At 57.6% G+C, this 21,482-nt stretch carries 21 protein-coding genes and 1 tRNA gene; 17 read left to right on the top strand and 5 right to left on the bottom strand.

From position 1 onward, the window contains the following. The 5 genes from jag to rpmH all read right to left on the bottom strand — a co-directional run. A partial coding sequence (gene jag / locus WMO24_RS08685; protein WP_349216005.1) for an RNA-binding cell elongation regulator Jag/EloR occupies positions 1-869 on the bottom strand: 869 nt, incomplete at its 3' end. Positions 870-890: 21 nt separating this feature from the next. Further along, positions 891-1,904, bottom strand: a complete 1,014-nt coding sequence (locus tag WMO24_RS08690; RefSeq protein WP_349216007.1) for a YidC/Oxa1 family membrane protein insertase — start codon at positions 1,902-1,904, stop codon at positions 891-893. Positions 1,905-1,990: 86 nt separating this feature from the next. Further along, complete coding sequence (gene yidD, locus WMO24_RS08695; RefSeq protein WP_349216008.1) at positions 1,991-2,236, bottom strand: membrane protein insertion efficiency factor YidD; 246 nt, start codon at positions 2,234-2,236, stop codon at positions 1,991-1,993. Further along, positions 2,233-2,565, bottom strand: a complete 333-nt coding sequence (gene rnpA, locus WMO24_RS08700) for a ribonuclease P protein component (protein ID WP_349216009.1) — start codon at positions 2,563-2,565, stop codon at positions 2,233-2,235. Before rnpA ends, yidD begins: the two co-directional genes overlap by 4 nt. 143 nt (positions 2,566-2,708) lie before the next feature. After that, the gene (rpmH, locus tag WMO24_RS08705; RefSeq protein ID WP_349216011.1) at positions 2,709-2,843 is read right to left on the bottom strand and encodes a 50S ribosomal protein L34; all 135 of its coding nucleotides are present in this window, start codon (positions 2,841-2,843) and stop codon (positions 2,709-2,711) included. Positions 2,844-3,128: 285 nt separating this feature from the next. Between rpmH and dnaA the strand changes: the two genes are divergently transcribed. The 17 genes from dnaA (at position 3,129) to WMO24_RS08790 (ending at position 21,389) form a co-directional block, all read left to right on the top strand. Next, entirely contained in the window at positions 3,129-4,430 is a 1,302-nt protein-coding gene (dnaA, locus tag WMO24_RS08710; protein ID WP_349216012.1) for a chromosomal replication initiator protein DnaA, read from the top strand. Between the two features lie 277 nt (positions 4,431-4,707). Then, complete coding sequence (gene dnaN, locus WMO24_RS08715; RefSeq protein WP_349216013.1) at positions 4,708-5,808, top strand: DNA polymerase III subunit beta; 1,101 nt, start codon at positions 4,708-4,710, stop codon at positions 5,806-5,808. Positions 5,809-5,822: 14 nt separating this feature from the next. Further along, positions 5,823-6,035 (top strand): RNA-binding S4 domain-containing protein, encoded by a 213-nt coding sequence (locus WMO24_RS08720; RefSeq protein WP_349216014.1) that lies wholly within the window; start codon positions 5,823-5,825, stop codon positions 6,033-6,035. After that, positions 6,032-7,120 carry a DNA replication/repair protein RecF gene (recF, locus tag WMO24_RS08725; protein ID WP_349216015.1) on the top strand — a complete coding sequence of 363 codons (1,089 nt, stop codon included), beginning with the start codon at positions 6,032-6,034 and terminating at the stop codon, positions 7,118-7,120. Before WMO24_RS08720 ends, recF begins: the two co-directional genes overlap by 4 nt. A gap of 15 nt (positions 7,121-7,135) precedes the next feature. Beyond that, on the top strand, positions 7,136-7,405 hold the full coding sequence (gene remB / locus WMO24_RS08730; RefSeq protein ID WP_349216017.1) for an extracellular matrix regulator RemB: 270 nt from the start codon (positions 7,136-7,138) through the stop codon (positions 7,403-7,405). 4 nt (positions 7,406-7,409) lie between these two features. Continuing rightward, a complete protein-coding gene (gyrB, locus tag WMO24_RS08735; protein WP_435413814.1) occupies positions 7,410-9,344 on the top strand; it encodes a DNA topoisomerase (ATP-hydrolyzing) subunit B in 1,935 nt (644 codons plus the stop codon). 20 nt (positions 9,345-9,364) lie between these two features. Next, positions 9,365-11,887: a DNA gyrase subunit A gene (gyrA, locus tag WMO24_RS08740; RefSeq protein WP_349216019.1), complete on the top strand. Its 2,523-nt coding sequence runs from the start codon at positions 9,365-9,367 to the stop codon at positions 11,885-11,887. A gap of 15 nt (positions 11,888-11,902) precedes the next feature. Next, entirely contained in the window at positions 11,903-12,205 is a 303-nt protein-coding gene (locus WMO24_RS08745; RefSeq protein ID WP_349216021.1) for a hypothetical protein, read from the top strand. A gap of 114 nt (positions 12,206-12,319) precedes the next feature. Further along, positions 12,320-13,693: a tRNA uridine-5-carboxymethylaminomethyl(34) synthesis GTPase MnmE gene (gene mnmE, locus WMO24_RS08750; protein ID WP_349216022.1), complete on the top strand. Its 1,374-nt coding sequence runs from the start codon at positions 12,320-12,322 to the stop codon at positions 13,691-13,693. A gap of 32 nt (positions 13,694-13,725) precedes the next feature. Then, positions 13,726-14,535 carry a metallophosphoesterase gene (locus WMO24_RS08755; RefSeq protein ID WP_349216024.1) on the top strand — a complete coding sequence of 270 codons (810 nt, stop codon included), beginning with the start codon at positions 13,726-13,728 and terminating at the stop codon, positions 14,533-14,535. After that, positions 14,532-16,427 carry a tRNA uridine-5-carboxymethylaminomethyl(34) synthesis enzyme MnmG gene (mnmG, locus tag WMO24_RS08760; RefSeq protein WP_349216025.1) on the top strand — a complete coding sequence of 632 codons (1,896 nt, stop codon included), beginning with the start codon at positions 14,532-14,534 and terminating at the stop codon, positions 16,425-16,427. The genes WMO24_RS08755 and mnmG overlap by 4 nt, the downstream gene beginning before the upstream one ends. Then, positions 16,424-17,122 carry a 16S rRNA (guanine(527)-N(7))-methyltransferase RsmG gene (rsmG, locus tag WMO24_RS08765; protein WP_349216026.1) on the top strand — a complete coding sequence of 233 codons (699 nt, stop codon included), beginning with the start codon at positions 16,424-16,426 and terminating at the stop codon, positions 17,120-17,122. Before mnmG ends, rsmG begins: the two co-directional genes overlap by 4 nt. A 123-nt stretch (positions 17,123-17,245) precedes the next feature. Further along, positions 17,246-18,097, top strand: a complete 852-nt coding sequence (locus WMO24_RS08770) for a ParB/RepB/Spo0J family partition protein (RefSeq protein ID WP_349216027.1) — start codon at positions 17,246-17,248, stop codon at positions 18,095-18,097. A gap of 140 nt (positions 18,098-18,237) precedes the next feature. Beyond that, positions 18,238-19,008 carry a ParA family protein gene (locus WMO24_RS08775; protein ID WP_349216028.1) on the top strand — a complete coding sequence of 257 codons (771 nt, stop codon included), beginning with the start codon at positions 18,238-18,240 and terminating at the stop codon, positions 19,006-19,008. 3 nt (positions 19,009-19,011) lie between these two features. Beyond that, a complete protein-coding gene (locus WMO24_RS08780) occupies positions 19,012-19,875 on the top strand; it encodes a ParB/RepB/Spo0J family partition protein (protein ID WP_349216029.1) in 864 nt (287 codons plus the stop codon). A 5-nt stretch (positions 19,876-19,880) separates the two neighbouring features. After that, on the top strand, positions 19,881-21,170 hold the full coding sequence (serS, locus tag WMO24_RS08785; protein WP_349216030.1) for a serine--tRNA ligase: 1,290 nt from the start codon (positions 19,881-19,883) through the stop codon (positions 21,168-21,170). A gap of 142 nt (positions 21,171-21,312) precedes the next feature. Then, positions 21,313-21,389, top strand: a tRNA-Met gene (locus WMO24_RS08790). Positions 21,390-21,482 lie beyond the last annotated feature (93 nt).

The raw sequence follows: 21,482 nt of genomic DNA on the forward strand, positions 1-21,482 counted from the left end.
CCCCCCCCGCGGCCCTGGCGTCCGCCTTTTCCGCCGCGTTTTTCCCGGCGGTCCCGGCTGTCCTTGCGGGCGGCGGGGTCGGTGGACATGATGACCACACGGCGGTTGGCGCCCTCGCCCGTGGATTCGCTCTTCACGCCTTCCACCTGGCTGACGGCCGAGTGAATGATGCGGCGCTCATAGGGATTCATGGGCTCCAGCGTATGGCTGCGGCCGGTGCGCGCCACCTTGGCGGCGATGCGTTTGGCCAGCGCTTCCAGATTGGCTTCCCGTTTAGCGCGGTAATGGTTCACATCCAGGCCGATCTTGGCGTAATCGCCTTCCACACGGTTGGCGGCCAGGCTGCACAGATAGCTCAGGGACTCCATGACCTCGCCGCGGTGGCCGATCAGGATTCCGCTGTCTTCGCCCTCGACTTTCAGGATGATGGTCTCGCCCTGGCGGACCGCCTCAACGGTGATCTTGGTGGCGCCCATGCAGGCGGCAACTTCCTTCAGATATTCCACAGCCACTTTCGCCTTGGGGTTTGCTTCCAGATCCACCGGGGTCTCCTCCGGTTTCTCGCTCTCTTCGGCGGCAGGCTGCACCGCCGGCTCCTCCACCGGTGCGGGAGCGGGCTTCGGCGCGGGTTTTGCTTTTTCCTGCACAGGCTTTTCCGCCTTCGGCGCAGGCGCCGGGGCCTCGGTCTTTTCCGGGGCTTCCGGCTCTTCTACACTGACACGAACTTTTGCGGGGATGGTTTTGAAGAAGCGTCTGTGGGGCAGCTCCAGCACTTCCACGCTGGCGTCCTCTGCGGCGACGCCCAGCTCGGCGAGAGCCAGCTCCGTGGCCTCTTCCACGGTTTTGCCTGTCATGATAACTTCACGCATCTCTGATTCCTCCCAGTGCGCTTATTCGTCTTTGTAACGTTCGTCTTCCATCTGGCGCGCGCGCTCCAGACGAATGCGGTCCAGCTCGGCCTGCGACACGTCCTTGACTACTTCGGCGCCGTCGGCAGCCACCACTTTGACTTGCTTTTTCTTCTTGCGCTCTGCGCGCTTTGCCTCGATCTCTTCCTGAACCTGCTGTTTGATCTTCTCAGGGTTGTACATTTTCTTCAGGACGATGGACTGCGCCAGCGCAAACACGTTGGACGCGGTGTAATACAGCGAGAAGCCCACGGGCACCGTGAAGGTGATGAAACCGAACATAATGCTCATAGCCCAGGGCAGAACCTTCATGCTGCCGCTCATCTGCTGACCGCTCATGTTCATGGTGACCACGTTCACCAGGATCATGGTCAGCACGGACAGAACCGGGATGATGATGGCCACGCTGAAGAAGCCTACTTCGCTGGGGACCTGAGACAAATCGATGCCGAAGAAGGTGAAGTTGAAGTTGACCACAGAGTCCAGCTTGTCTCCCAGCAGATCACTGAAGGTCTCGGGGTTCTGTTTGACCAGGTTGATCAGCGCGTTCTGCACGGTGTAATGGGCCGCGTCCAGAGAGGTGCCCAGAGTCTCATTGGCCAGGGTGACCATCTCATTGATGACATCTTTGGAGACCAGCAGCACGTACTGCAGCGGACGGTACACCACTTCGATGACGCCGAAGATGACGAACATGTTGATGACCATGGGCAGACAGCCGGCGGTCATGGAGAAGCCCGCGTCCTGCTGCAGCTTCATCATTTCCTCGTTCTGGCGCTGCTTGTCGTTGGCGTATTTTTTCTGGATCTCCTGCATCATGGGCTGAAAAGCCGACATGCGCGCCGTGCTCTTCTGCTGTTTGATGCTCAGCGGGAACATCAGCAGCCTTGCCAGCAGGGTAAAGAGGATCATGGTCCAGCCGTAGTTGGGAATGAACCGATAAATCCACTCCATGATCCAGCCTAAAAGGGGTGCGAGAAAGCCGAATATGTTCATTTACATTTTCCTGTCTGCCTGCGCGGGGCGTTTTTTTTAAGAGGGACGCGCGTGCGCAGCGCGCGTATTTCGGAGACTTGCAAAAATCACCCGTTTTTCCATTTTCCCTTGGGCGGAACGGGATCAATGCCGCCCTTGCAAAGGGGGTTGCAGCGCAAAATGCGCCAGGTGCCCAGCAAAATGCCCTTGATCACGCCGTGGATCTCAATGGCCTGCATCATGTATTCCGAGCAGGTGGGATAGAACCGGCAATTGTTGCCGAGCAGGGGTGAAATAAATTTTTTATATCCTTTGATGGGCAGGATAAACAGCCGCCGGATCCACACCCTCATTGCAAAAGACCTGCGTCCTGCAGCAGCTTTTGCAGGGTGGGCGCCAGCTTGGTGCTTTTCAGCCGCGGTGTGATGCCCCGGGCCACCAGCACGATGTCCACCGGGCCCAGGTCCCGGTCCAGCACCTGATACAGCGCCGCGCGCATCACCCGGCGCGCGCGGTTGCGCATCACCGCATTGCCGATTTTTTTACTGGCCGTGAGCCCTACGCGGGTGTGGCCCGCACGGTTCTTGCGAACATACAAGACAATGTGTGAATGCACATAGGATTTTCCGCGCGAATACGCGCGCACAAAATCATTGTTTCTTGTGATCGGCTCATAGCGCATGTGCCAGAGACATCCTTTCCCTTGCCGCCTTCGCGGATATAAACAAAAAGGCCACGTTTTGAGTGGCCTTTTCCTCGGCGGCCAAACACCGCCTGTTTCTGCATTTTTCATCTCCGGACATGGTCCGGAACCATCGCCTTTTCTCAGGCAGCCAGTTTCGCGCGGCCTTTGCGGCGGCGGGCAGCCAGCACCTTACGGCCGTCGCTGCTCTTGGAACGAGCCAGGAAACCGTGTTTTTTCGCGCGGTGAATCTTTTTGGGCTGGAAAGTACGCTTCATCTTTCTTCCTCCTCTACAACCACAAGATGTTGTGGGTTTCTTTTTAATTTTGTCTAATGTGGCTGTTGATTCATAGAGACAGCCCTGCAAAATAGAACTATACCAGAAAAATACAGGGTTTGTCAACTCTTTTTTCTTTCTTTTGCCGCTTTTGTTTTTTCCTCCGCGTTTGAAAAGGCGCGGCGGCTATTATACTTATATAATATAAGCATTGCGAAAAGAGCACTTTTGTGATATACTTTATCTATCTATTGTATTGTATCATTAGGAGTTGTTTTTGAAAGTATGAATTCGTTTAACGAAGTGTTCAACGCTGTGAAGGAATACTGCAAACAAAATGTGGTTCTGGCCACATACAATCTGTTTTTTGCGGATATTGAGCCGGTGGACTTTGACGGAAACACGGCCACTTTGCAGGTGCGCACGGATTTTGTAAAAAATACCATCGAAAACCGTTATCCGGATCTGATCCCCGAGGCGTTCCGCACGATTCTGGGCTTCGAGCCGAACCTGGTGTTCGTGCTGCCCAGTGCGCAGCCGGCCCCCAGCGCCGCGCCCGTGCAGCAGCCGGACGGAAATTATTCCTACACCTTCGAGACCTTCATCGTGGGTTCCACCAACAAGTTTGCCCACGCGGCGGCACAGGCCGTGGCGGCAAACCCCTCCGGTGCGTACAACCCGCTGTTTATCTGGGGTGACTCGGGACTGGGCAAAACCCACCTTCTGAACGCCATCAAGGCGGAAATCCAGAAAAACCACCCCGATTACAACATCGTCTATGTGGACGGCGAAAAATTTACCAACGAGATCATCAACGCCATTCACGACAACACCACCGCCCAGTTCCACAACAAATACCGGGCGGCGGATGTGCTTCTGGTGGACGACATTCAGTTCATCGGCGGCAAGGAATCCACCCAGGAAGAGTTTTTCCACACCTTCAACACGCTGTACAATGCCGGCAAACAGATCGTTCTGGCATCGGACCGGGCGCCCCGGGAGATCAAAAGCCTGGAGGACCGTCTGCGCACCCGTTTTGAAATGGGCCTGATCGCGGATATTCAGCCGCCTGATTTTGAGACCCGTGTGGCCATCATCCGCCGGAAAGCTGATCTGCTGGGCCTGGATATGCCCGACGACGTGGCCGAGTACATTGCCAACCGCCTGAAAAACAACATCCGGCAGCTGGAAGGCGCGGTGAAAAAACTGGACGCCTACCGGAAGCTGGAGGGCATTCAGCCGGTGATCGGTGCGGCGCAGAATGCCATCAAGGACATTCTCAACGAGATCCAGCCGGTCCCCGTGACCGTGGAGAAGATTCTCTCCGAAGCGGCGCGCACCTACAACACCACGCCGGAAGCGCTGCGCGGCCCCACACGGCGGTCCAACGTTTCCAATGCCCGCAAGGTCAGCATGTACGTGGTGCGTGAGATCACGGGCATGAGCATGGAGGACATCGGCCGGGAATTCGGCGGCCGCGACCACTCCACGGTGGTTTATTCCATCAGCGACATTCAGAAAAAGATGGATACCGACCCCCGCACCCGGGAAACCATCGAGGACATTATCAAAAATGTGAGGGCCTGAAAACCTTTTAAACAGTTATTCTACTTTTCAACATGTTTTTCAACATTCAACACAAGTTTTCCACCGTTTGTCCCGTTGGAAAAACCTCCCTGTTGAAACTCACAACTTTTCCACAGTCCCTTCACAGACCTCCTGGAAACGAAAAAGCCTTTTTTCAGGCCTGTCCGCACACTTTCTTCAACAATTCAACCGACTCTACTACTACGATTACGTTTAAATTTCTATTTTTCTTAAATTTTTGAAAAACAGCCAAGACTTAACAGAAAAGAGGAACCTTATGAAACTGATCTGTGACCGCACCCTTTTGGCCAATGCCATTGCGGGTGTTTCCAAGGCCGTGACCCAGCGCAGCAGCATCCCCGTGCTGGAAGGCATTCTGATGAAAGCCGAAGGCTTCAGCCTGACGCTGACCGGTTACGACCTGGAAATGGGAATCACCACCACCATCGAGGCCAATGTGCTGGAGCCGGGCGACGCAGTGCTTCCCGCGAAGCTTCTGGGCGATATGGTCCGCCGCCTGCCCAGCGAAGAGGTGGAGATCAACGCGCAGGATTCGGGCGCGACCACCATCAAGGGCGGTATCACGGAATTTGACATCATGGGCCTGAACCCCGGCGATTTCCCGGACCTGCCCAATCCCGGCGCAGACAGAACTCTGGACATGGACACCGCCGATCTGCAGGAGATGGTAGACACCACCCTGTTCGCTGTTTCCACCGACGACAAGAAACCCGCGCACACCGGTGCGCTGTTCTCCATTACGCCGGAAAAGCTGACCGTGGTCGCGCTGGACGGCTACCGCCTGGCCATTATTGAAAAACCGGTCCAGGCCACCAAGGAAATCGACATCATCATCCCGGCCAAAACCCTCAGCGAAGTGGTAAAGCTGTTCGGCGAGGCGGACGAGGTGGTCCACATTTCGGCCAACCGCCGTTTCGTGGTGTTCGCCACCCAGAGCTACACAGTCATCAGCCGCCTGATCGAAGGCGAGTTTCTGGATTACCGCCGGGTCATCCCCGAGGGATACAAGACCCGCGTGACGGTGGATGTGCGCGACTTCGCCACCACCATTGAACGCGCCAGCCTGATTATTACCGAGCGGCTGAAAAACCCCCTGCGTGTGATGTTTGACGACCACATCACCGTCCGCTGCCAGACCACACTGGGCAAAGTGGTGGACGAACTGCCCGCCCAGGTGGAGGGCGATCCGGTGGAGATCGGATTCAACAACCGCTATCTGCTGGACGCGCTGCGCTATTCCCGGTGTGACAAACTGGTGTTTGAGTTGAGCGGACCTCTTTCCCCGGTAAAAGTTCTGCCCAAGGACGGCGGGGACTTCCTGTTCCTGGTTCTGCCGGTCCGCTTTAAAAACGACTGAGGCGGAGGGCACAGATGAAGACCATTGCAATCAAAACAGAATTCATCAAGCTGGACGCGCTTTTGAAGTTTTCCGGGCTGTGCGAGACCGGCGGCGAAGCGAAAAACGCCGTGCAGGACGGCCTTGTGAAATACAACGGCGAAGTGTGCACGCTGCGCGGCAAAAAAGTGCGGCCGGGCGACCGGGTGGAATTTGACGGCGCAGTCATCGAGGTAACGGGCGCGTGATCTTAACACATTTGTCGGTGCGGGATTACCGCAACATTCCGGCGGCGGAGTTTTCGCCGGGCCGGGAGCTGACCGTGATCTGCGGCCAGAACGGCCAGGGAAAGACCAACCTTCTGGAGGCCGTGTGGATGCTGACCGGCGGCAAGAGCTTCCGTGGCTCCAAAGACGCGGAGCTGATCCGGGAAGGCGCCGGTTTCGCGGTGCTGGAGGGCGTCAGCCAGAACCAGACCCGGGAAAATAACATCCGCATTCTGGTGGCGGACGCAAGTGCCGGGAAAAAAGGACGCAGCGCCCGGGTCAACGGCGTGGACCGGGGCCGGGCCTCCTCCATTGCAGGCACCTTCACGGCAGTGGTGTTCGCACCGGGCCATCTGAGCCTGGTCAAGGGCGGGCCTGACGGGCGCAGAAAATTTCTGGACGCGGCTTTGTGCCAGCTGTATCCGGACTACATCAAACTTCTGCGCAGCTGCACCCGGCTGACCGCCCAGAAAAACGCCCTTTTGAAGCAATATTATCAAACGCCCGACGCGGCGGAACTTCTGGATGTGTTCGATGAAAAGCTTGCCGACGCAGGCACGCAGCTCAGCTTGCGCCGACAAGCTTATCTTGCGCAGATCAAACCGGATATTTTATCGATATACCGTGATATTTCAAACGGAAAAGAAACACTGGAAGTTCAGTACGAAGCCTGCTTTACTGCTGACGAACCGCTGCTTGAGCGGATTCGGGCGGTGCGCGGGCGTGATTTGGCGGCGGGGTTCTGCACGGTGGGGCCCCACCGGGAGGATTTCAGCCTGTTTTTGGACGGGCGGGACGCCAAAAGTTTTGCCAGCCAGGGCCAGCAGCGCTCGGCGGTGCTGAGTTTGAAGCTGGCCGAGGCAGCCGGCGCCCAGAAAATTACGGGAGAGCACCCGGTGATGCTGCTGGACGATGTGCTCAGCGAACTGGACGATGCGCGGCAGGCGTATCTGCTCAGCCGCATGGAGCACCGGCAGACCATTGTGACGGCCTGCGACGCTTCCCTGTTCGCAAAGACGGACGGAAAAGTGTACCGGATGGAGAGCGGCGTTTTAAGCGAGTGCTGAAGGAGGAAGAAAAACATGTATCTTCACCTGGGGCAGGAGTGCATCATCCGCACCAAGGAGATTTTGGGAATCTTTGATCTGGACTCCTCCACGCTTTCCAAACACACGCGGGATTATCTTGCGCGTGCCGAAAAGGAAGGCCGCGTGGTCAATGTGACGGCGGAGCTGCCCAAAAGTTTTATTGTGACCACCGGCGAAAACGCAAAGGTATACATCAGCCAGATTTCCGCGGCCACGCTGAAAAAGCGCAGCGGCTACATCGACGATATAGCGATTACGAAATAGGAGAATGGGAATGTCTGAACAAAACACAAATCAGCACGAGTACGACGGCAGTCAAATCCAGGTATTGGAAGGTCTGGAGGCGGTGCGCAAACGCCCCGGCATGTACATTGGCTCCACAGGCCCCCGAGGACTGCATCATCTGGTGTACGAGATCGTGGACAACGCGATCGACGAGGCGCTGGCCGGTTTCTGCGACCACATCGAAGTGACCATCAAAAAGGATAACATCATTCAGGTGACGGACAACGGCCGAGGCATCCCGGTGGACATTCAGCCGAAGCTGGGCATCCCGGCGGTGACGGTGGTCTTCACGGTTCTGCACGCGGGCGGCAAGTTCGGCGGCGACAACTCCGGCTACAAGGTGTCCGGCGGTCTGCACGGCGTGGGCGCCAGCGTGGTGAACGCCCTCAGCGAGTGGCTGGAGGTCACGGTGCACAAGGACGGCCGCATGTACCGCCAGAGCTTCAAGCGCGGTGTGGCCGACGCGGACCTGCAGGATCTGGGAACCACAGACCTTCCCAACGGCACCACGGTGGTCTTCAAGCCGGACCCCGAGATGTTCGAGGTGCTGGAATACGATTATGAAACGCTGAACGTTCGTCTGCGGGAAGAGGCGTTCCTGAACGCCGGCGTGCGCATCACACTCACCGACGAGCGCCCGGGCAAAGAGCAGCAGGAGAGCATGTGCTACGAGGGCGGCATCCGCAGCTTTGTGGAGCACATCCACGCGGAGCAGGGCCTGGAGGTGCTGCATCCGGACGTGATCTACCTGAAGGGCAAGCTGGGCGACTCGGTGGCGGAAGTGGCCATGCAGTACAACGACAGCTTCAAGGAGTGCATCATCTCCTTTGCCAACAACGTGAACACGCCGGACGGCGGCACCCACGAGGAAGGATTCAAGACAGCTCTGACCCGTGTGTTCAATGACTTTGGCCGCGCCAAGGGCTACATCAAGGAAAAGGACGACAACCTGTCCGGTTCCGACGTGCGCGAGGGCCTGACCGCGGTCATCAGCGTGAAGCTGACCGAGGCTCAGTTCGAGGGCCAGACCAAGGCAAAGCTGGGCAACACCGAGATCCGGGGCCTTGTTTCCGGCATGGTGTACGACAAACTGAAGGAGTTCTTTGAAGAGAACCCCGCGGTGGCCAAATCCATTTATGAAAAGGCCATGCAGGCGGCCCGCGCCCGCGAGGCTGCCAAGCGCGCCCGGGAACTGGTGCGCCGCAAGTCCGCCCTGGAAACCAGCCGCATGCCGGGCAAACTGGCGGACTGCCGTGAAAAAGATCCTTCCAAAACCGAAATCTTCATCGTCGAGGGTGATTCCGCCGGCGGCTCGGCCAAAATGGGCCGGGACTCCAACATTCAGGCCATTCTGCCGTTGTGGGGCAAAATGCTGAACGTGGAAAAAGCCCGCATCGACAAGGTGTACGGCAACGACAAGCTGACCCCTGTGGTCACGGCGCTGGGCTGCGGCCTGGGCGAGGATTTTGATATTTCCAGGCTGCGCTATCACAAAGTGTTTATCATGGCCGATGCGGACGTGGACGGAAGCCACATTGCCACCTTGCTGCTGACGTTCTTCTTCCGTTTCATGCGGCCTTTGATCGAGGGCGGGCACGTGTACATTGCACAGCCGCCTCTGTTCCGCATTCAGAAAGGGCAGAAAATCAAATACGCGTACAATGACACCGAGCTGAGCCAGATGATGGCCGAGCTGGGTCAGGGCGCCAAGGCAAACCGCTACAAAGGCTTGGGCGAAATGAACCCCGAGCAGCTGTGGGAGACCACCATGAACCCCGAAAACCGTGTGATCGTTCAGATCACCATTGAGGACGCCATCAAGGCGGACCAGACCTTCAGCATTCTGATGGGCGACAAGGTGGAGCCCCGCAAAAACTTCATTGAGAAAAACGCCCAGTACGCAACGTTGGACGTGTGATTTGACAGGGAGAAGAAATTATGATTGAAAATTCCATCACGGAAGGCACACGCCTGATTGTACGTGACATCAAGGAGGAGATGGAGTCGGCGTTCATCGACTACTCCATGTCCGTTATCACCCAGCGCGCACTGCCCGATGTGCGCGACGGCCTCAAGCCCGTGCACCGGCGCATTCTGTACACCATGCACGAGCGCGGCAACGACCCCAGCCATCCCACCCGCAAGTCCGCGGATACGGTGGGCGCGGTGCTGGGCTCGTACCATCCCCACGGCGACGCGTCTGTGTACGATGCCATGGTGCGTCTGGCACAGGATTTCTCCATGCGCTATCCTCTGGTAGACGGCCAGGGCAACTTCGGTTCCGTGGACGGCGACCCCCCTGCGGCCTACCGTTACACCGAGGCCCGCATGAGCAAAATGGCCGTGGAACTGCTGCGGGACATTGACAAGGAGACCGTGGATTTCCAGCCGAACTTCGACGAGTCCAAAAAGGAGCCCACGGTTCTGCCCTGCCGCATTCCCAACCTGCTGGTGAACGGCTCTCAGGGCATTGCGGTGGGTATGGCCACCAATATCCCGCCCCACAATCTGCGGGAAGTGATCGACGGCATTGCCGCGCTGATCCATGACCCGGACATTGAACTGGCCGGTCTGATGGAGCACATCAAGGGACCGGACTTCCCCACCGGCGGCATCATCATGGGCCGCTCCGGCATCCGGGCCGCTTACGCCACGGGCCGCGGTAAAATCACCCTGCGCGGCCGGGCCCAGATCGAGGAGAAGGCCAACGGTCGGTTTCAGATCATCGTGACCGAAATTCCCTACATGGTGAACAAGGCCCGCCTGATCGAGAACATCGCGGACCTGGTGAAAGACAAGCGCATTGAGGGCATTTCCGATTTGAACGACGAGTCCAACCGCGAGGGCATGCGCATTGTGATCGAGCTCAAGCGCGAGGCCAATCCCCAGGTGGTGCTGAACCAGCTGTATCGCTATACCCAGCTGCAGGATACTGTGGGCGTCATTATGCTGGCGCTGGACGGCGGCGTGCCCAAGGTCATGACGCTGAAGGAAATGCTGCAGAAATATCTGGACTTCCAGAGCCAGGTGGTGCGCCGTCGCACCAACTTCGATTTGAAGAAAGCCGAGGAGCGGGCACACATTCTGGAAGGTCTGCGCCGTGCCGTGGACATTGTGGACGAGATCATTGCCACCATCCGCGGCTGCAAAGGCGGCAAGGCTGAGGCAAAAGCCGCCATCATGGACAAATTCGAGTTTGACGATCCACAGGCCACGGCCATTGTGAACTTCCAGCTGGGCCAGCTGGCCGGTTTGGAAATTTTGAAAATCGACAACGAGCTGGGCGAGCTGCATGAAAAAATCAGCGACTGGCGTGCGATTCTGGCGGATGAGCAGAAAGTTCTGGAGATCGTGGAAGACGAATTGAATGTGATGCGGGAGAAGTACGGCGATGACCGCCGCACCGAGATCGCTCACGTTTCCGGCGAAGTGGACATCGAGGACCTGATCCCCGAAGAGCAGTGCGTGTTCACCCTGACCCACGCGGGTTACATCAAGCGCCAGCCGGCGGACACCTATCAGGCGCAGCGCCGGGGCGGCCGCGGCATCACGGCGCTTACCCGCAAGGACGAAGATTTCGTGGAGGAGCTGTTCCTGGCATCCACCCACGACCATCTGCTGTTTGTCACGGACCTGGGCCGTGTGTTCCGGATGAAAGGCTACCAGATCTACGAAGGCAGCCGCACTTCCCGTGGTGTGAACATTGTCAACCTGCTGCAGCTGCAAAACGGCGAGCAGGTCACCACCATGCTGCGTGTGCCTGAGGAGACCGAAGGCGCTTATCTGGTGATGGTCACCAAACAGGGTATCATCAAGCGCACAGAGCTGTCCGCTTACAGCAACATCCGCAAGTCCGGCCTGATCGCCATCACGCTCAACGAGGGTGACAGCCTGGCTTGGACGGGAATCACCGACGGTGAAAGAGATCTGATCGTAGCTACCCGCGGCGGCGTTGCCATCCGCTTCTCCGAGCAGGATGCCCGTGTGGTGGGCCGCACCGCCATCGGCGTGCGCGCCATCCGCCTGGCCGGGGACGACCATGTGGTGGGTGCCGGCATTGTGCGCGAGGGCGCCACGGTCATGACCGTGACGGAAGAAGGCAAGGGACGCCGCACTTCCGTGGACGGATACCGCACCCAGTACCGCGGCGGCAAGGGCATCCGCAACTACGGTGAGACCGGTCATGTGGCCGGCATCCGCGTAGTGGATGAGGACGACGACATCATCCTCATCAGCATGACGGGCATCATCATTCGCATGCACGTGGCGGACATCAATGCTCAGAGCCGGTATGGTTCCGGCGTTCGCGTGATGCGCCTGGGCGAAGGCGACAAAGTGGTCACCGTGGCCCGCACCGAGCGCAGTGACGAAGAAGAAGTGGAAAAGCCGGAAGAGACCGGTGAGGATATGACCGAGGATGAGATCGCCGCGCTCACAGCGCAGGAAGAATCGGAAGAATAAGGAGGCGGTTTTGCAATGGATATGCGGAACTGGAATGTAGATAAATCCCAACTGGAACGGCAGCAGCAGGAACTGAAAAACAAAATGGCGTTTACCTATTTGGGCCACGGCCCCAAAGCCACCGGTTTTCTGGCCAAGGAGTTTAAGCGCAAACCCGGCCTGTATGCCCGCTGCACGACCTGCGGGTACTATATGCCGCTGGACGCCAAAGGCGAAGAGGTGTGCATCTGCGGCAATCTGCACCGCACCGAGCACGACTTTAAAACCGAGCTGCCCGCCAACGAGATCGAAATTTTTAAAGGTCAGTCCAGGGGCTGAAAACAACATCTGAAACCGAGGGCAGTGCCGCGCACTGCCCTGCTTTTTGTAAAAATAACATTTTGTATTTTTATATAATAAATTACCTTTTGTAAAAAAAGAGAGGAACCAGTCATGATACAGGAAAGAACCATTGCAGCCATCGCCACTCCGCCGGGTGCGGGCGGCATTGCCGTGGTGCGTCTGTCCGGCGAGGAAGCGTACCGCGTGGCGGCAAAGGTGTTCCGCCCGGCCAACCCCCGCAAACAGCTGGAACAGGCCAAAGGATATACGGCGTTGTTCGGCCATTTTGTGCAGGACGGCCGGGTGTGCGATGAAGTGGTGGCACTTTGTTTTCGTGCGCCCCACAGCTACACCGGCGAAGATGTGGTGGAGCTCTCCTGTCACGGCGGCAGCACGGTCAGCAGCCAGCTGCTGCGCGCCTGCCTGGACGCGGGCGCGCAGGCGGCCGGTCCGGGCGAGTTTACCAAGCGGGCGCTTCTGGCGGGCCGCATCTCGCTGACCCAGGCCGAAGCGGTGATGGACCTGATCGGTTCCACCTCCAAACAGGGAGCGGCAGCCGCAGCTGCTGCCATGGAAGGTGCGTTGTATCGCAAAATCGATGGTGTGCGCGCGCATCTGATCTCCCTGGCCGGACATCTGGCGGCCTATACGGATTACCCGGAGGAGGATGTGCCGGAACTCTCTCTGGAAGCACTGGCTTCCTCGCTGCGGGAAGACCGGAAAACGCTGGAAGAGTTGATCCGCGGTTATGATACGGGCGCGGTCCTGCGCCGGGGCGTGCAGACGGCCATTGTGGGAAGCCCCAATGTGGGCAAATCCACGCTTTTAAATCTTCTGTCCGGGTTCGAGCGGGCCATCGTCACCCCGGTGGCGGGCACCACCCGGGACGTGGTGGAACAGGAGATCGAGCTGGCGGGCGTGCGGCTGCATCTGGCAGACACGGCGGGCATCCGCCAGACGGATGACGTGGTGGAGGCCGAGGGCATCCGCCGCAGCTTTGCCCGTCTGGAACAGGCGGGGTTTGTTCTGGCGGTGTTTGACGCATCCAAAGAGGCGGACAGCGAGGACGAAACGCTGGCCCGCCGATGCGCCGGCCGTCCGGCTCTTGCCATTTTGAATAAAAACGACCTTCCCCGCCGTTTCGACGAGCATGTGATCGCACCGTATTTTTCCAAAATCGTGTCCATCAGTGCCAATGACCCCGCCTTTTTGAAAACCGTGGAACAGGCGGCGGCCGAAGTGCTGGGCGTGGCAAATTTGGACACCGATGCCATGCTGCTTGCCAACGAGCGCCAGCTGGCCTGCGCCAAAGCCGCCCGGGATGCTTTGACCGAAGCGCTGGACGCGGTGGAGGCGGGCTTTACGCTGGACGCGGCGGGCGTATGTGTGGACGACGCGCTGAACGCGTTGTATGAATTGACCGGCGAACACGCCTCCGACGATGTGATCGAAGAGGTGTTTTCTAAGTTTTGTGTTGGAAAATAAATCGATAGATCGTTATTTATGGAGATTTTTTGATGAAACAAAACCTTTCTGCACTCTGGTCGCTTCGCCGGGCGATTGCCCGGCGCGAGGCGCGCAGGCCCGTCCGGGTCTGCCGTTATACCCTGCCCGGAGAGGGATCGCTTCGGCTGGTTCATCTGACCGACCTTCACCTGGATGATCGAACGGATTGGAACGCCCTCTCCCGTCTGGTGGAGCAGGTCAACCGCCAGCATCCGGATGTGGTGGTTTTCACGGGAGATCTGGTCTGTCATCCGGAGCCTTTCCGTCAGTGGAAAACCGCCGCGGAGATTCTGCGCCGCATTCAGGCGCCCTGCGGCGTGTTTGCCGTGCGTGGGAATCATGATCTTTTCGGGGCGGGCCAGCAGGCGCAGCGCCTGTTTGAAAAAAGCGGCTTTGTTCTTTTAAAAAACCAGGTGGCGCGGGTGCAGACGCCCAGCGGCACACCGGTGGTCATCGGCGGGCTGGACGATGTTTATTTTCAAAATTTGTCCGACCCGTCTTCCCTGCTTTGCATGCGGTATGCGCAGGGAATCCGCATCGTGCTGGTGCATGAGCCGACGCTGGCAAAAAAAGTTCCACGTGGAACAGCGGATTTGATTCTGGCCGGCCACAGCCATGCGGGCCAGGTATATGCGCCGGTGGTCTGGCGCGCCTGGATGACCAAAAAGGTGGGGCATTACCTGCAGGGCTTTTACAACGTGCATGGAATGCGGCTGTACGTTTCGGCCGGTCTGGGAGAAAGCGGACCGGGCTTCCGGCTGTTTTGTCCCCGGGAGCTGACCATTTTTGATTTTGAGCAGATGAGGAGAGAACATTTTTGAATCATTTGGGAGATTTTGACGTTGTGGTCATCGGCGCAGGGCACGCCGGCATCGAGGCGGCCTGTGCCGCCGCGCGGCTGGGCGTGCAAACGGCGCTGTTTACGCTGACGCTGGACGGCGTGGGCAATCTGCCCTGCAATCCGTCCATCGGCGGCACCGCCAAGGGACACCTGGTGCGGGAAGTGGACGCTTTGGGCGGCGTGATGGGTCTTGCCGCGGATGCCACGTTCCTGCAAAGCCGGATGCTGAACATGGGCAAGGGGCCCGCGGTGCATTCCCTGCGCGTTCAAACGGACCGCAAACGCTATCATATGTACATGAAAAAGGCGCTGGAAGAAACGCCCAATCTGCAGCTGAAGCAGGCGGAGATCACTTCCCTCACCTTTGAAAAAACCGCACAGGGCACCCGTGTCACAGGGGTCTGCACCAACCTCAACGGATTTTACGGTGCAAAAGCCGTGGTCCTTTGTACGGGCACTTATTTGGGCGGCCGCATTTTTGTGGGCGATGCCAGTTATGCCAGCGGTCCCGACGGGCAGCACGCGGCCTGTCAGCTGACCCAGTGCCTCAAAGAAGCGGGCCTTCCCATCCGACGGTTCAAAACGGGAACTCCCGCCCGGGTGCACCGCCGCAGCATTGATTTTTCCGTGCTGGAAAAACAGAGCGGCGACGAACACATCCAGCCTTTTTCCTTCCTGACCAAAGGCGAGCTGAAAAATCAGGTGGATTGCTACATCGCTTATACCAACGAAGAGACCCACCGCATCATTTTGGAGAACCTGCATCGCTCTCCCCTCTACGGCGGAAAAATCGAAGGCATCGGTCCCCGCTACTGCCCCTCCATTGAGGATAAGGTGGTGCGCTTTTCGGAAAAGCCCCGTCATCAGATTTTTGTGGAGCCCTGCGGCCTGGACACGGAAGAGATGTACCTGCAGGGCATGTCCTCCAGCCTTCCCGAAGATGTGCAGAACGCTATGTACCGCACCATTCGCGGGTTTGAACACCTGGAGATCATGCGCCCGGCCTATGCCATCGAGTACGACTGCATTGACCCCACTGCCCTGTTCCCCACCCTGGAGTGCAAGGATGTGCAGGGGCTTTATGGGGCGGGCCAGTTCAACGGAACCTCCGGATACGAGGAAGCCGCGGCGCAGGGCCTGCTGGCCGGTGCCAATGCCGCCCGCCGCGTGCAGGGCAAAGAAGGGGTGATCCTGCCCCGTCAAAGCAGTTACCTGGGCACGCTGGTGGATGACCTGGTCACCAAGGGCGTTATGGACCCCTACCGCATGATGACCAGCCGCTCGGAATACCGCCTGTATCTGCGGCAGGACAACGCCGACGAACGGCTGACGCCGCTGGGCCGGGAACTGGGACTGGTGGATGACGTGCGCTGGGAGGACTATTGCCGCCGCCGGGATATTAAGCAGGCGGAACACAAACGTCTTTTGCAGACCACCGTGCGCCCGGTGCAGGCCAATCCCATTTTGCAGGAAAAAGGCGAGCCTTTGCTCTCCAGCGGCTGCAATGCGGCCGAACTGCTGCGCCGCCCGGCGCTCCACTATGAGGATATTGCTCATATGATCGGTGAAAACAGCGAGGTAACGCCGTTCATTGCCTATTGTCTCGAAACGGAAATCAAGTACGAAGGCTACATCAAACGCCAGCAGAGCCAGATCGCTCAGGTACAGCGCCAGGAGAAAATGGAGATTCCCTCCGGGTTTGACTATGCGCCTCTGGCGGGGTTGAGCCTGGAGGCAAGGGAAAAGCTCGCCAAGATCCAGCCCCGCAGCGTGGGGCAGGCGTCCCGCATTCCGGGTGTGAGCCCGGCGGATATCGCCTGTTTGACCATCGCCCTGACCACACACAGAAAAGCAACGGAGGAGCGTTCATGATCGATCAAAATCGTCTTTTGGAAAAAGCGGAAAAGCTGGGCATTGCGCAGGTGCCGGTGCAGGCGCTGGATACGTACGCCGAACTGCTGGTGGAATACAACCAAAAGGTCAATCTGACAGCGATCACAGACCCCGAAGGCATCGAGGACAAGCACTTCATTGACAGTCTTTTGTTCGCAGTCCAGCCGGAGGTCTCCGGCCGTGTGGTGGATGTGGGCACCGGCGCGGGCTTTCCGGGCGTGGTGGCAAAGCTGTACAAACCGCAGCTGCAGCTCACCCTGATGGAACCCACCGGAAAACGGGTGGAATTTCTGCGCTATGTGTGCGGCCGGCTGGGCATCGAAGCAGAGTTTGCCAAAGAGCGCGCCGAAGAGGCCGCCCGCAAGCAGTGGAGGGAGCAGTTTGATGTGGCCACAGCCCGGGCCGTGGCAAATTTGTGCATGCTGGCCGAATATTGCCTGCCGCTGGTCAAAAAAGGCGGCTGGTTCATCGCTTTGAAGGGGGCCGGCGCATTGGACGAGGTGCACGAGGCAGCGGGTGCGGTGAAAAAGCTGGGCGGCGTCTTTGTGGAGTCGCGGGACTTTGTTCTGCCTGACGGAAGCGCCCGCAGCCTGCTGTTCTACCAAAAGATATCGCAAACTCCCTCCGTTTACCCCAGAAACGGCGGAAAAATTGCAAAAGCCCCTTTAAAGTGAGGCGGATTCGTCGAATTTTGTAAATGGAAAATACTGGAAAATAAGAACGTTCCATGCTAGACTTTTTCTTGGAAATACTGGCATGGAACTTTTTTGTTCCGTGCCTGGAAGGACGGATGAACGTTGATCAGAGAGCGCATGACGCAGCCGGTGAAGGTGGTGTATCTGCCCATCGACAGCATCACGCCTTCCCCTTTTCAGGCGCGAAAAACATTTTCACAGCAGGACATTCAAAAACTGGCGGCCAGCATTCTGCAAAACGGTTTGCTGCAGCCCATCAGTGTGCGGCCCATGCCCGGGGGCACCTATCAGCTGATCGCGGGCGAACGGCGCTGGCGCGCCTGTAAAATGGCGGCCATGAGTACCATTCCCGCGCTGATCTATCATTTTGAGGATGAAAAGACCGCTGCCCTCAGCCTTTTGGAAAATTTACAGCGAGAGCAGCTGAATCCCTTCGAGCAGGCCCGTGCTTTGCGGGATCTGCTGTGTTTGTGGAATTGTACGCAGGAGGTCGGGGCACGGCGCCTGGGCATTGCACAGCCCACGCTGGCCAACAAACTTCGCCTGCTTTCTTTGAATGCCGAACAGGAAGAACTCTGTGTGCGCGCGGGCCTCACCGAGCGCCACGCGCGGGCGGTATTGCGCCTTCCAAACAGCGAAATGCGGACCCGGGCTTTGAAAGTAGTCTTGCAGAACGGCTACAACGTGCAGCAGACCGAGCAGTTCGTTTCCCGCATTCTGGAGAATAAGCCCCGTCCCAGACGCCGCATGATGGTGAAGGACGTGCGCCTGTTTGTCAATACCATCGAGCGCGCGGTCAAGCTGATGACCGGAAACGGCATTCCGGCTACGGCTACCAAAAAGGAACAGGAGGACTACATTGAATATGTGGTTCGCATTCCCACCTCCAGTGCCGTGAAAAACAATTCTTCTGTTCCACGTGGAACAAAAGAGCCCCCCGAGAGCCCGGTTTGACCGCGGCTCTTTTTTGTTCCACGTGGAACAGGTGATTTTCCTCTTTTAAAAGCAAAAACACTGTGTTATACTGTATCTGTATGCGGCTGCATGTGAAAACAGGCTGTAAAATGGAACAAACAACAGGAGGAACCGGTATTTTGGGTAAAGTAGTGGCAGTTGCAAACCAAAAAGGCGGCGTAGGAAAAACAACTACGGCCGTCAATCTGGCATCCGGGGTCGCGGCGCAGGGCAAAAAGGTGCTTTTGGTGGACCTGGACCCCCAGGGAAATACCACCAGCGCTTACGGCATTGCAAAACGCGGTGTGGAAATCAGCGTGTATCAGCTTTTGACCGGCGAAAAAACCGCGCAGGAAGCCATCGTGCACACACAATACCGGGTGGATCTGATCCCTTCCAACATCCAGTTGTCCGGTGCGGGCATCGAGCTGGTCAGCTTTCCCCGGCGGGAGGCCCGTCTGCGCGAGGCGCTGACGCCGGTGATCGGGCAGTATGATTTTATTTTCATCGACTGCCCCCCATCTCTCGATCTTCTCACGCTCAACGGTCTGTGCGCCTGCGATACGGTTCTGGTGCCCATTCAGTGTGAATTTTTCGCGCTGGAAGGACTTTCCGAACTGATGAGCACCATTCGCACCGTGAAAAAGATGTACAATCCCTACATTGACATCGAGGGTGTTCTGCTCACCATGTACGACGGCCGTCTGAACCTGACGCTGCAGGTGGTGCAGGAAGTAAAGAAGTTCTTTGGAAATAAGGTGTACAAGACCACCATTCCCCGCAACGTCCGCCTTTCGGAGGCGCCCAGCTTCGGCGCGCCCATCAATTATTACGACGGCGGGTCCAAGGGTGCAGAGGCCTATGCCTTCCTTGCGGCGGAATTTGTGAAAAACAATCGGAGGGAGGGATAACCCATGGCGGCAAAAAAAGGCGGTTTGGGCCGCGGGCTGGACCTGTTGTTTCAGGATACGGGCGCGTCTTCCGCGGATGACGGCGTCACCATGCTCCGGCTGACGGAAGTGGAACCGGACAAGGCGCAGCCCCGCAAACATTTTGACGATGCCGCATTGGGCGAACTGGCGGACAGCATTTCCCAGCACGGCGTGCTTCAGCCCATTGTGGTGCGGCAGGTCCCCGGCGGCAGTTACAAAATCGTGGCCGGTGAGCGCCGTTGGCGTGCTGCCCGTCTGGCGGGACTGGATCAGATCCCGGTTCTGGTAAAGGATATCTCCGAACAGCAGGCAATGGAGCTGGCGCTGATCGAGAATCTGCAGCGCGAAGATCTGGACCCGGTGGAAGAAGCCGCGGGCTATCGCCAGCTGATGGACCGGTGCGGCTATACGCAGGAAACGGCTGCTCAGAAGCTGGGCAAAAGCCGCAGTGCGGTGGCCAACAGCCTGCGCCTTTTGAATCTTCCTCCCAAAGCGCTGGAAGATTTGAAAAAAGGCCTGCTCACTCCCGGACACGCCAAAGCTGTTTTGGGTCTGCCCGACGAGGAAAGCCGGCAGCAGGCGGCGGACTGGATCGTGGAGCGCGGCCTCAGCGTGCGCGAAGCGGAACTGCTGTGCCGCAATATGATGAAACAGCCCAAGAAGCGGAAGCCGACCCTGCTCCCTCCCCTTCCCAGCGAAGTGGAACTGAGCCTGAAAGAGGTTCTGGGAACGGAGGTCAAAGTCCGTTACAAAGGCGGAAAAGGTGAATTGCAGGTGCATTTCTATTCCGACGATCAGTTGAAAGAATTTGCAAACCTGTTAGGGAAATATACGAAGGAGAAATAAACATCATGTTGGATATGAAATTTGTCCGGGAAAATCCGGACGCCGTCAAAGAGAATATCAAAAAGAAATTTCAGGACCAGAAACTGCCTCTGGTGGATGAAGTGATTGCGCTGGATGCGGAGAACCGTGCGGTCATCACCGAGGTCAGCGAGCTGCGCGCCCAGCGCAATAAGCTGTCCAAGAGCATTGGCGCTCTGATGGGCCAGGGCAAAAAAGAAGAAGCTGAAGAAGTGAAAAAGCAGGTCACCGCACAGGCACAGCGTCTGAAAGAGCTGGAAGCCCGCGAGGAAGAGCTGGAGGCCAAAGTCCGCGAGATCATGATGGTCATTCCCAATATGATCGACCCCAGCGTTCCCATCGGCCCGGATGACAGCCACAATGTGGAAGTGCAGCGCTTTGGCGAGGCAAAAACGCCGGACTTTGAAATCCCCTATCACACCGACATCATGGAGCGCTTTGACGGCATCGATCTGGACAGCGCCCGCCGTGTGGCCGGCAACGGATTCTACTATCTCATGGGCGACATTGCCCGCCTGCACGAGGCAGTGCTGGCCTATGCCCGTGATTTTATGATCGACAAAGGCTTCACCTATGTGATTCCCCCGTTCATGATGCATGGCAGCGTGGTGCAGGGCGTGATGAGCTTCCCTGAAATGGACGCTATGATGTATAAAATCGAGGGTGAGGATTTGTATTTGATCGGCACCTCCGAGCACACCATGATCGGTCGTTTTGTGGATCAGATCATTCCTGAAGCACAGCTTCCTCTGACGCTGACCAGCTATTCCCCCTGCTTCCGCAAGGAAAAGGGCGCTCATGGCTTGGAAGAGCGCGGTGTGTACCGCATCCATCAGTTTGAAAAGCAGGAGATGATCGTGCTTTGCAAACCCGAGGAGAGCATGGACTGGTATGAGAAGCTGTGGCACAACAGCGTCGAGCTGTTCCGCAGCCTGGATATTCCTGTGCGTCAGCTGGAATGCTGCTCCGGCGATCTGGCAGATTTGAAGGTGAAAAGCTGCGACATCGAGGCCTGGAGCCCCCGTCAGCAGAAATATTTCGAGGTCTGCTCCTGCTCCAACCTGGGCGACGCCCAGAGCCGCCGCCTGAAGATCCGCATCAAGGGCGAGGATGGAAAGAACTATCTGCCTCACACGTTGAACAACACCTGCGTGGCGCCTCCCCGTATGCTGATCGCCTTCCTGGAGAACAACCTGCAGGCCGACGGCCGTGTGCGGATTCCCGAAGTTCTGCGTCCTTACATGGGCGGAAAAAGCGAATTGGTCCCAAAACACTGATTACAATTGGAAAAATATGGAAAACGGCTGTATTCCTTGGAATACAGCCGTTTTTTGGGAAAAATAGAAAGAAAAGTGTTGACAAAAGTACGTTGAATCTGTATAATAGCAAATGCACCAATTGTGAAGGTGCTTTAAAAATGGCGGTATAGCTCAGTTGGCTAGAGCATTCGGTTCATACCCGAAGTGTCACCGGTTCGAATCCAGTTACCGCTACCATTTCGCAGAATTTTTCTGAAGGCTGCAAAGTATCGGCTGCAATCGCGGCTGGTGGGGCGCTTTGGCAGTATTTAGCAAAATTCTGCAAAACCC

The organism is Ruthenibacterium intestinale, from assembly GCF_040096265.1.
Lineage (GTDB): Bacteria > Bacillota > Clostridia > Oscillospirales > Ruminococcaceae > Ruthenibacterium > Ruthenibacterium komagatae.